A 10,549-nucleotide genomic window follows, 5' to 3' on the forward strand; every position below is an offset into this window, starting at 1 on the left:
CGGCGCGCGGTCACGGCGCCGACGCCGCCGCCGATGGCGAGACCGAGCACGATCAGGCCGTAGCGGCCGGCCGACGGGACCAACGGGACTGCCAGCGCCAATGTGGTGGCAATGGCGATGCCCATGCCGATCATGCCGTAGAGATTGCCCTGGCGGCTGGTGGTCGGGTGTGACAGGCCGCGCAGCGCCATGATGAACAGGACGCCGGAAACCAGATAGAGGAAGGACGCGAAGTTGGCGTTCATGGCGCTCTACTTGTCCTTCTTCTTGTACATCGCCAGCATGCGCTGGGTGACGAGAAAGCCGCCGAAGATGTTGACCGAGACCAGCATCAGCGCGACGAAGCCAAAGCCGGCGGCGACGCCGGAGGCCGCTATGCCGACCGCGAGCAGCGCGCCGACGACGATGACCGAGGAAATGGCATTGGTGACCGCCATCAGCGGCGTGTGCAGTGCGGGGGTCACCGACCAGACGACGTAGTAGCCGACGAAGATCGCCAGGATGAAGATGGCGAAACGGAAGACGAAGGGATCGATGGCACCGCCCGACAGCGCGTGCGCGGCGTCACCGGCGACCTCAGTGCCACCCGGGGCATTGGCCAGGTTCTGCACCGCGAGCCTGACGGCGGCACTCGCCTGGTCGAGCTGGTCCAGGGCTTTCTGCAAGGTCTGATCCATCACGCGGTCCCTTTCGGCTTCGGCGAGGGTGACTTGGATGCGGCGGTCTTCCGGGTCGCTGACTTCTTCGGCGCAGCCGAAGCATCGGCGACCATGGTCGTGGCCGGGATCGCGGGCGGCTCGATATAAGGCTGCTGGTCGGCCTTGGCGAAGGCCGGATGGACGACCTTGCCGCCATCGGTCAGCATCGTCGCCTTGACCAGATCGTCTTCGCGGTTGATGGCCAGCGTCTTGGTGGTCTTGTCGACCAGCGTCTCGAGGAATGCGAACAGGTTCCTGGCATAGAGCAGCGAGGCGGATGCCGCGATGCGACCCGGCACGTTGAGATGGCCGACGATCTTCACATTTTTGGCGGTGGTGACGATCTTGCCCGGCTCGGCACCCTCGACATTGCCGCCACGCTCGACGGCGAGGTCGACGATCACCGAGCCCGGTTTCATCGAGGCAACCATGGCGGCAGAGACAAGCTTCGGCGCCGGCCGGCCTGGGATCAGCGCCGTGGTGATGACGATGTCCTGCTTGGCGATATGCTCGGCGGTGAGCGCCGCCTGCTTGGCCTGATACTCCTTCGACATTTCCTTCGCGTAGCCGCCCGCGGTCTCGGCGGCCTTGAACTCCTCGTCCTCGACGGCCAGGAATTTTGCGCCGAGCGAGGCGACCTGTTCCTTGGCGGCGGGCCGAACGTCGGTGGCGGTGACGACCGCGCCGAGACGGCGCGCCGTGGCGATCGCCTGCAGGCCGGCGACGCCGACGCCCATGATGAAGACCTTCGCCGCCGGCACCGTGCCCGCGGCCGTCATCATCATCGGCAGCGCCCGGTCATATTCGGCGGCTCCCTCGATCACCGCCTGGTAGCCGGCAAGATTGGCCTGGCTGGACAGCACGTCCATCGATTGCGCGCGGGTGATGCGCGGCATGAACTCCATCGAGAAGGCGGTGACGCCGGCTTTGGCAAGGGCCGCGACTTCAGCATCATTGCCGTAGGGATCCATGATGGCGATCACCGCGGCGCCGGCTTTGTAGCCCTTCAGCTCGGCATGCGTTGGCCGGCGAACCTTCAGCACGATATCGGCCTTGGCGACATCGGCGGCCTTGCCGATGGCAGCGCCTGCCTTGGCAAACTCCTCGTCGGGGATGCGCGAGCGGGTACCGGCACCGGCTTCGACGATGATGTCGAAGCCCAGCCCCGCCAGCCGCTTCACCGTATCGGGCGAAGCGGCAACGCGCGGCTCGTTCGCATCGAGCTCACGAGGGATGAAAACCGTCTGTCCCACCGCATGATCCTTTCGGCTGGAACCTGTCTGCGCGAAGTGTCGGCCGGGATATCCGGCTACTTCAACCGCAAGAGGGTTTTTGGAAGGTCTATCGCAGAATGAAGGCGCCGACGGCCAGAATAAGCACGAACAGGATCAGCGCAGAGAAGAACCCGCCCGCGAAGAAGCCGAAAGCCATCGCCAGAAGAAGCGCACCGCAGAAGAGCGAACCATATTTGGCCAGCGCCAGGAAGCCCGCATAGGTGCGGTCATGCTCGGCATAGTCCATCTTCGCGCCCAGTTCTGCAGGACCGCTCGGCGTATGCTCAGCCATAGGAATACCCCTTCGAAGACATCTTTCAGGCACATACCGAAAAGCCACGCGGAGAGCAATGGCGCTATTGCCGCATCGCAGCCGACAACTGCCTCAAGGGAAAATAGAAACAGGCGGGCCGATGCCCGCAGGGATGGGTTTTGCGCGAGGCCTGCCCAGCGTCTCAGCCAGCAAGGTGAGGAAAAAGCCCGAGCAGCCCAACGATGATCAGATAGAGCGCGACGATATAGTTCAGCAGCCGCGGCATGATCAGGATCAGCACGCCGGCGATCAGCGAGATCAGCGGCGTGAGCGCGAGCTGGGATAGATGCATGTCGTTGTCCTTTCAAGAAGCGATAAGCATCAACTCGCGTCGACGCCGCTAATCACAACGCGGTCAGGCCTGGAAAGCTCCATCGACCCGCAGGAGGCGTAAGGCCCGGAAATGGCGTGGGGTCAGGCCGCCTCGAAATACTTGGCCGTGGGCAAAATGGTCAGCGGCGCCAACTCGCCCCGCCTGGGGCGTTGGAAAAGCATGCGCTGCTCGAACGCCGTGGAATTGAAGAAAGGGAAACGATCCAGCGTCGCCTGCATGTTCTCGGAGCATTTCGACTGGAACAGATGCACGGGAACGGTAAGTCCGGGATAATTCCGCGGCGGCACCGCCTGCTCGGAACGGAAGATGCGATGATAGAAAGCGGAATGCTCTTCCTTGATCGCCGTCAGGCAAAAGGTTGGCTTGAAATGGCTGCAGGCGACCACCGCCAGCCTCAACGTGATGTAGGGAAGCACCCGCAAACTGCTCGACCACTCGAGATCGGCGGCGAACCGGCTCGGGTCGACGAACGTCTCGCCAGAAGCCAGACGCCGTGACAGCACGTCGCCGAAAACATCGGTGCTGGGTGAAACAGGATACCTCGCGCTGGCGTAGTGAATTCTGATGGTGCTGACGAGCGTGCCGTCGAAGAAGACGCCAAAGCGGTAAGAATTGGGCAGATCGTCGAAGCTGTCCTTCACCATGCGGGAAGCATCTGATTTTACCATGCCGGCGTGAAGGTAGGAATTGTAGCGAAGCTTATAGATCGCTTCCAAATCCTCGGCGCCATCGCAAAGGCGATACTCCACGTGCTCCAGAACATCCATGATGTGATCTGTAAACACCGAAGGACGATTCTTGTCCCTGCCCGCAGCCGCCGCCAGCGGCCTACTCACCAACTTATTGTCCATTTGACCCTCGTACCGCCGCACAAACGACCATAGCGAAGCGCTGGAGGAACAAGAAGCAAAATTGCGAGCTTTCGCGTTTACCCTAAATTAACGTTAACAGATCGTAAATAACGAGCACGGGAGCATCATGCCTCTCGACGAATGACTTCAGGACGATGTCAGGTGGTGGCGCGCTTCTTGAGCGGCCGCAATTCGGCAGCGAAGGGCCAGGTCACGTTGGACATGGTTTCGATGCCCGACGCGCTGAGCGCGGCGCCGAAAAGGAAGCCCTGGACAAGATCCGGCTTCACCGATTGCATGAGAATCTTGAGCTGCTCGAATGTCTCCACACCTTCGATGGTGACGGAGAGTCCGAGGATGCGGATCAGGTCGACGACGCCCTTCAACAGCTCGAGCGAGCGCGGATTGTGGGTGATGTCCATCACGAACGACCGGTCGATCTTGATCTTGTCGAGTGGAAGCTTGTGCAGATAGCTCAGGCTTGAATAGCCGGTGCCGAAATCGTCGAGGGCGATGCGGACGCCGAGCTGCTTCAGTTCCTCGATATATTGGCGGGTCAAGGACTTGTCGTCGAGCAGCGCGGTTTCCGTGACTTCGATTTCCAGGCGGCTAGCGGGGAGCCCGGAGTTCGCCAAGGCATCGCGCACCTTCTGGATGACGTCGCGGCTGCGGAAATCCCTGGCCGAGAGATTGACCGAGACGCTGGTCTGGTCAGGCCATTTGGCGCATTCGGTGCAAGCCGCATGCAGCACGAAGGTGCTGATCTCGGAAATGATGCCCATCTCCTCGGCAAGCGGAATGAAGATGCCGGGCGAAATCGGCCCGAGATCGGGATGATCCCAGCGGCAAAGCGCCTCGCAGCTGGCGATGCGCATGGTGTTCATCGCCACGATCGGCTGATAGACGACCCGCAGGTCCCTGCTTTCCACGGCGGTGCGCAGATCCGCCTTCATCAGCTGGCGGTTGCGGAACGCGGCGTCCATCGCCGCCTCGAACAGCCGCCAACCGTTCTTGCCCAGTTCCTTGGCCTTGTAGAGCGCCAGGTCCGCCTTGACGATCATGGCGTCGACATCGATTTCGTCGACCTTGGACAGCACCGCGCCGGCGCTGGCCTGAATCCGCAACCCATGGCCCGCGACGTCGACCTCTCCCTGCAGCTCGGCGAAAATCTCGTCGAGCAGGCTCGCCAGATGGCTCTCATCATCGATGCGATCGAAGAACAGCATGAACTCGTCGCCGCCGAAGCGGCTGACGGTAAGGCCTTGTCCGGCAATGGCCGCCAGCCGCTCGGCGACGGCGTAGATCAGGCCATCGCCGACAGGATGGCCGAGCGTGTCGTTGACGCTCTTGAAATCGTCGAGGTCGACCACGGCCAGGCCGCACATGCGATCGCGGTCGCCCGAGGCCATCAACTCGCCGACCAGTTCGTGGAAATAGGCGCGGTTCGGAAGGCCGGTGAGGTTGTCGTAGCGCGCCATGAACCGGATCTTTTCTTCCGCTTCGACACGCGCCGTGACATCCTCGAAGGTGATGACGCCCAATTCCTGGTTGCCCTCGCGCGCCGAGAATTCGAAGTGCTGCCCGTTGGAAAAGGAAACCAGCACCTTGCGGTCGCGCCCTTCGCGCAATGCGCGCGTCAGTTGCGCCTCGACATAGCGGCAGTCCTTTGGTGCGAGCATGCCGCCGGCGACGCCGCGCAAGAGCAGCGAATGGATCGACCGTCCGAGCAACTGGTCCGGCGATTTGAGCGACATCAGACGGGCGGCTTCCGCATTGCCGACGACCACCTTGCCATCGGGGCCGAGCATGACGAGGCCATGCGACATGGTGTTGAGGGCGCGATTGAAGCGCTGCGCGATCTGCCTCGCCTGCTTGTGTCCGACAACGGCCGAAAACAGCACGTTGCGGACATGGTCGGCGCTGCCCTTGATGATGAACATGAACGGAATGATCAGCAGGCCAAGCACGACGTAGGGGATGTCGAACCTGAGAATGAGGGCGGCGGCGATCGGCCCGACGAAGGTGACCGCGAAGATCATGACCATGCGCGGCGAGCCGTAATTTCGGCCCACGACAGTCACCAGCGAGGACAGCGTTACCGACAGCGCGCCGATCTCGGCATAGGAATCCGAGTAGACATAGATGGAAATGAAGCAAAAGAACCCCAGCAATAACCCCTGAAGGCTTCCCTTCAGGATGTATTCGCGCTCCCACCTGGTCGCATCGGCGGCGTCGCGCATCACGCCACCCGAGCGGTGGAACCGCCGCAGGCTGAAGTAGCGCCAGACGCCGATGGCAAGCAGCGCGCCTGCGAGAACCAGGAAGATGGGTTGGCCGTTGCGCCAGTAGACCATGAGGCTGATGACGGCATGGCAAAGCGCGCCGATAACCAGCATATGCGCGTTGTCGAACAACGAGCGCACAAACTGGATATAAACATCCACCGGGATGTTATCGGTTTTTGTTCTGCCCATTACTGGCGCCCAATGAGCCCCAGCCTTGGCATAGTCCCATTAAAAAACCTTTAGCTTGGGCTCAAACGCCTGATTTTCGGGCGCTTTTGGCTCACTCGGCGGCCTGGAGTTCAGGCCTCGCCGGCGCCGCCGCAAAACGGTCGAGCAACCTGCGGCGCTCGCCCGCCGCCTTTTCGGCGCTTGCCCGCCGGACATGGCCATAGCCGCGGATCAGCGCCGGGACCGAGGCCAGGGCTACCGCGGCCTCGATTTTGCCCGGCGCCAGCGAGCTGGCCACGAGCTGCAGATCGGCTTCGTATTGCGCCAGCAATTGCCGTTCCATGCGCCGCTCGGCGGTGTAGCCGAACAGGTCGAAAGCCGTGCCGCGCAGGCCCTTCATCGCCGCCAGCAGGCGAAAGCCCTTCATCATCCAAGGCCCGAAGCTCGATTTCCTCGGCTTGCCGTCATTGCCGCGACGCCCCATGATCGGCGGCGCGAGATGGAATTCGAGCTTCTCATAGCTCTGGAACTGCTTGCCAAGCTCGGCGGCGAAGGAGCCGTCGGTGTAGAGCCGCGCCACCTCGTATTCGTCCTTGATCGCCATCAGCTTGAACAGGCTTTTGGCGGCGGCCTCGGTCACGGTCGTCGAACCCGGCATGGCCTTGGTTTCCGCCGCTCGCAGCGTCGAGATCCTGTCGGCGTAGCGCTTGCCGTAAGCAGCGTTCTGATAGGCCGTGAGGAAAGTGATGCGGCGGGCGATAATCTCGTCGAGCGTCTCGGCGACCGGCGCGGCGTGCCCGGTCTTGTCGGCGAAGGTTGAGCCCGGCTGGGCGACGAGGCCGCGCACAAAATCCGGCTGATGTGCGGCGCGGCGGCCCCACCGGAAAGCGGCGATGTTCATCGCCACCGCTTCGCCGTTCAATTCAATAGCCTTTTCAACGGCTTCGGCCGAGAGCGGCAGACCACCGTGCTGGAAGGCAAAGCCAAGCATGAACATATTGGCGCCGAGCGAATTGCCGAACAGTGCGGTGGCGGTACGGGTGGCGTCGAAGAAATGGGCCTTGTCGTCGCCGGCGGCGGACCGGATCGCCTTCTTCAGGCGCTCGACCGGCAGCGAGAAATCGGCCGATCGGGCAAATTCGCCCGGCATGATCTCGGCGGTGTTGGCAAGGAAGATCGTATGGCCCTCGCGCACCGCCGTCAGCACCTTCTTGGCGCCCGATACGACGAGATCGCAGCCGAGCACGAGGTCGGCCTTGCCCGCCGAAACGCGGATAGCATTGATGTCTTCCGGTGTGCGGGCGATGCGGACATGGGTGAACACAGAGCCGCCCTTCTGGGCGAGGCCGGCCATGTCGATCATGCCGCAACCCTTGTCCTCCAGATGCGCCGCCATGCCGAGCACGGCGCCGACGGTGACGACGCCGGTGCCCCCGACGCCGTCGATAATCGCCGCCCAACCCTCGACGCCGAGCGGGAATTCCACTGGTGTCGGTACGCCTTCGAGCGGGTCGGTCTTGCCGGCCAGGCCTTCTGCCTTGCGGATCTTGGCACCGTGCACGGTGACGAAGGACGGGCAGAAGCCGTTGACGCAGGAGAAGTCCTTGTTGCAGCTCGACTGGTCGATCTTGCGCTTGCGGCCAAATTCGGTCTCGACCGGCTGGATCGAGACGCAGTTCGACTGCACGCCGCAATCGCCGCAGCCTTCGCAGACCAGTTCGTTGATGAAGACGCGCTTGTCAGGATCGGGAAAAGTGCCGCGCTTGCGGCGGCGGCGCTTTTCGGCGGCGCAGGTCTGGTCGTAGAGCAGGATCGATACGCCCTTGACCTCGCGCAGTTCGCGCTGGACGAGATCGAGGTCGTCGCGGTGGTGGATAGTCGCGCCCGCCGGAAACTCGGCCTTCCCAGCATATTTGTCGGGCTCGTCGGTGACGATGGCGATGCGGTCGACGCCCTCCGCCCGCACCTGCCTGGCGATCATGTCCACGGTCAGCCCGCCTTCATGCGGCTGGCCGCCGGTCATGGCGACGGCGTCGTTGTAGAGGATCTTGTAGGTGATGTTGGCTTCGCTCGACAGGGCGAAGCGGATCGCCAGCGTGCCCGAATGGTTGTAGGTGCCGTCGCCGAGATTCTGGAAGATGTGACCGCGCTTCGAGAACGGCGCCTGGCCGACCCATTGCGCGCCCTCGCCGCCCATGGCGGTGAAGCCGAGCGTGTTGCGGTCCATCCAGAGCGCCATGAAGTGGCAGCCGATGCCGGCGGCGGCGATCGAGCCGTCCGGCACCTTGGTCGAGGAATTGTGCGGACAGCCCGAACAGAAGAAGGGGGTGCGCGATCCGATGTCGGTAGCGTCCTTCAGCATCGCCTGGAACTGGCGCAACTTCGCGACCCTTGCCGAAATCTCTTCGGACGGGCCGATGGTCTTCACGATCCTCTCGCCCAGTGCAATGGCGATCTCGTTGGGGTCCAGCGCCCCCTTGGCCGGGAACAGCCAGTCGCCGCGCTCATCCTTCTTGCCAACGATGACCGGCTGCGTGGAGGTGCCATAAAGGCTTTCGCGCAGTTGCACCTCGATCAGCGAGCGTTTCTCCTCGACGACGACGATGGTGTCGAGACCGCGCGCGAACTCGGCGATGTGCTGCAGGTCGAGCGGCCAGGGGCAGCCGACCTTGAACAGCCGCACGCCGATGCGGTTGGCTTCCGCTTCGTCGATGCCGATATCCTCCAGCGCCTGGCGGACGTCGAGATAGCTCTTGCCCAGCGTGATGATGCCGAGCTTCGGATTGCGGCCGCCCGAATAGACGATCCTGTTCAGCCCATTGGCATGGATGAAGGCGGAGGCCGCGGCACGCTTGTGCTCATGCAACCGCTCTTCCTGGCCGAGCATGTCGATCTCGTGGCGGATGTTGAGACCACCCGGCGGCATGTCGAAATCCGGCACGACGATGTTCAACCGTTCGAGCGAGGCATCGACCGAAGCTGTCGATTCGATATTGTCCTTGACGCATTTGATCGCCGCCCAGGTGCCGGCGAAGCGCGACATGGCAAAGCCATACAGGCCGTAGTCGATGATCTCCTGGACTCCGGCCGGGTTCAGGATCGGCACCATGGTGTCGACGAAAAGGAATTCGGTGGCGTGCGCATTGGTCGAGGATTCGGCCATGTGGTCGTCGCCCATGAGCGCAAGGACGCCGCCATATCTTGACGAGCCGGCGAGATTGGCGTGGCGGAACACATCGCCCGAACGATCGACGCCCGGACCCTTGCCGTACCAGACCGAAAAGACGCCGTCATGGGTGCCCTCACCCAACAGTTCCGTCTGCTGCGAGCCCCAGCAGGCGGTGGCGGCAAGCTCCTCGTTAAGGCCAGGCTGGAAAACGATATCGGCCTCGCCGAGCTGCTTTTTCGCCTTCCAAAGCTGCATATCTAGGCCGCCGAGCGGCGAGCCGCGATAGCCCGAGACAAAGCCTGCCGTGTTCAGGCCAGCACGGCGATCGTGCTCGCGCTGCATCAGGAGCATGCGGATGACCGCCTGCGCGCCGGACAGGAAGATGCGCTCCTTGCCAAGATCGAATTTGTCGTCGAGCGCGACATCATGCAGCGTCATCAGGCATTTCCTCTGCGAAGGCCGCGCGCGGCAGCGGCCAACGTCGGGATCGGATGACGCATCCTTTCTTCCCTTGCAAGACAGGTCAAACAAAATCGAAAGGACCAGCCAACGCGCAACAAACAGTCCGGCGGGTGCCGGGCCGCGCATGAAAGCGTGGGCCGACAGCGCGACGGCGCACAAAAATTCCGGACGAAATCGATGCCGTCGGAAGGCGTCAGCCGGCTTTCGAGCAGTCCGGCTTCGGCTCGCCCGGCAGCTTGCCGTCGGGATGGCCGGCGAGATCGGGATTGGCCGTGTAGAGCTGGTCGATGACCAATGGCCGGTCAGGCAGGATGGACTGGTCTTCGGTCGACATCAGCGTGGTGTCGATGGTCTGCAGGACGGCACCGTCGGCGCCCTTGATGCTGATGGCGATGGCATAGGGCTTGTTCTTGACGACGCAGGTGAGCGCCGGGCTTTCCAGGCTCACCTTGTCGAGCTTCGGCCAGATCTTCTGTTCGACCACGAAGGGCGCGCCGCCGGCCGGATTCTGGAAACTGGCGACCGCCACCTGACCCTCGCCCATCGGCCGCAAGGGCCGCAGCGTCACGACATAGGTCGCCCTGGCGAGACGGTAGTTGAAGATGAATATCTTGCCGGAAACCTCGAACAGCTTGCCCTCGCCGCCGGTATCGCGACAGGCGCCGAGCGCCATCGCCGCTACCAGCGCTACACCAACAACGATCAAGCGGGAAAGAATTCTAGCCATTCCTGACCTCATTGGCCGCGATGCGGCGGCGATAATGGCGGCTTGCCTTCTGCCTGTTGCCGCACACCGCCATGTCGCACCAAAGGCGGCTGGAATTGCGGCTTCTGTCGACGAACAGCCAGGTACAGTTGGGGCAGATCCTGAGCCTCGCGACCGTGTCGTCGCGCAGCAGTGAAAGAGCTGAAACCGCCAGCGCCGCCTCGAAGGCGATCGGCGTCGCCGGATCGCCGAACGGCCGTCCCGGCGCCCCGATCTCGGTCCGGCCGGC

10 protein-coding genes are annotated in these 10,549 nt (G+C 63.0%); all 10 read right to left on the minus strand.

The genetic code is table 11. The features are described 5' to 3' along the window. Nucleotides 1-245 (minus strand): NAD(P)(+) transhydrogenase (Re/Si-specific) subunit beta (locus O7A61_RS28395; protein ID WP_337132590.1); only part of this gene is annotated, 245 nt, incomplete at its 3' end. Nucleotides 246-251: 6 nt separating this feature from the next. After that, the gene (locus tag O7A61_RS28400) at nucleotides 252-680 is read right to left on the minus strand and encodes an NAD(P) transhydrogenase subunit alpha (protein WP_337132591.1); all 429 of its coding nucleotides are present in this window, start codon (nucleotides 678-680) and stop codon (nucleotides 252-254) included. Further along, nucleotides 677-1,951 carry a Re/Si-specific NAD(P)(+) transhydrogenase subunit alpha gene (locus tag O7A61_RS28405; RefSeq protein WP_337132592.1) on the minus strand — a complete coding sequence of 425 codons (1,275 nt, stop codon included), beginning with the start codon at nucleotides 1,949-1,951 and terminating at the stop codon, nucleotides 677-679. The genes O7A61_RS28400 and O7A61_RS28405 overlap by 4 nt, the downstream gene beginning before the upstream one ends. A gap of 88 nt (nucleotides 1,952-2,039) precedes the next feature. Continuing rightward, on the minus strand, nucleotides 2,040-2,264 hold the full coding sequence (locus O7A61_RS28410) for an aa3-type cytochrome c oxidase subunit IV (RefSeq protein WP_027142816.1): 225 nt from the start codon (nucleotides 2,262-2,264) through the stop codon (nucleotides 2,040-2,042). 163 nt (nucleotides 2,265-2,427) lie between these two features. Next, on the minus strand, nucleotides 2,428-2,577 hold the full coding sequence (locus O7A61_RS28415) for a DUF3096 domain-containing protein (protein ID WP_084636514.1): 150 nt from the start codon (nucleotides 2,575-2,577) through the stop codon (nucleotides 2,428-2,430). Nucleotides 2,578-2,699: 122 nt separating this feature from the next. Continuing rightward, nucleotides 2,700-3,470 carry an N-acyl amino acid synthase FeeM domain-containing protein gene (locus tag O7A61_RS28420; protein ID WP_442921125.1) on the minus strand — a complete coding sequence of 257 codons (771 nt, stop codon included), beginning with the start codon at nucleotides 3,468-3,470 and terminating at the stop codon, nucleotides 2,700-2,702. A 158-nt stretch (nucleotides 3,471-3,628) separates the two neighbouring features. Beyond that, entirely contained in the window at nucleotides 3,629-5,944 is a 2,316-nt protein-coding gene (locus O7A61_RS28425; RefSeq protein WP_337132595.1) for a putative bifunctional diguanylate cyclase/phosphodiesterase, read from the minus strand. Nucleotides 5,945-6,035: 91 nt separating this feature from the next. Next, the gene (locus O7A61_RS28430; RefSeq protein WP_337132596.1) at nucleotides 6,036-9,530 is read right to left on the minus strand and encodes an indolepyruvate ferredoxin oxidoreductase family protein; all 3,495 of its coding nucleotides are present in this window, start codon (nucleotides 9,528-9,530) and stop codon (nucleotides 6,036-6,038) included. Nucleotides 9,531-9,747: 217 nt separating this feature from the next. Continuing rightward, nucleotides 9,748-10,281 (minus strand): hypothetical protein, encoded by a 534-nt coding sequence (locus O7A61_RS28435; RefSeq protein WP_337132597.1) that lies wholly within the window; start codon nucleotides 10,279-10,281, stop codon nucleotides 9,748-9,750. Further along, the coding region (locus tag O7A61_RS28440) for a CGNR zinc finger domain-containing protein (protein ID WP_337132598.1) at nucleotides 10,274-10,549 on the minus strand (276 nt) is incomplete at its 5' end. The genes O7A61_RS28435 and O7A61_RS28440, both read right to left, overlap by 8 nt.

It is taken from the genome of Mesorhizobium sp. Cs1321R2N1 (genome assembly GCF_037179725.1).
GTDB classification, from domain to species: domain Bacteria; phylum Pseudomonadota; class Alphaproteobacteria; order Rhizobiales; family Rhizobiaceae; genus Mesorhizobium; species Mesorhizobium salmacidum.

Coding starts and splice junctions, on each gene's coding strand:
- O7A61_RS28410 (WP_027142816.1), bottom strand. CDS start 2,264: ATGGCTGAGCATACGCCGAGCGGTCCTGCAGAACTGGGCGCGAAGATG.
- O7A61_RS28415 (WP_084636514.1), bottom strand. CDS start 2,577: ATGCATCTATCCCAGCTCGCGCTCACGCCGCTGATCTCGCTGATCGCC.
- O7A61_RS28420 (WP_442921125.1), bottom strand. CDS start 3,470: ATGGACAATAAGTTGGTGAGTAGGCCGCTGGCGGCGGCTGCGGGCAGG.
- O7A61_RS28425 (WP_337132595.1), bottom strand. CDS start 5,944: ATGGGCAGAACAAAAACCGATAACATCCCGGTGGATGTTTATATCCAG.
- O7A61_RS28430 (WP_337132596.1), bottom strand. CDS start 9,530: ATGACGCTGCATGATGTCGCGCTCGACGACAAATTCGATCTTGGCAAG.
- O7A61_RS28435 (WP_337132597.1), bottom strand. CDS start 10,281: ATGGCTAGAATTCTTTCCCGCTTGATCGTTGTTGGTGTAGCGCTGGTA.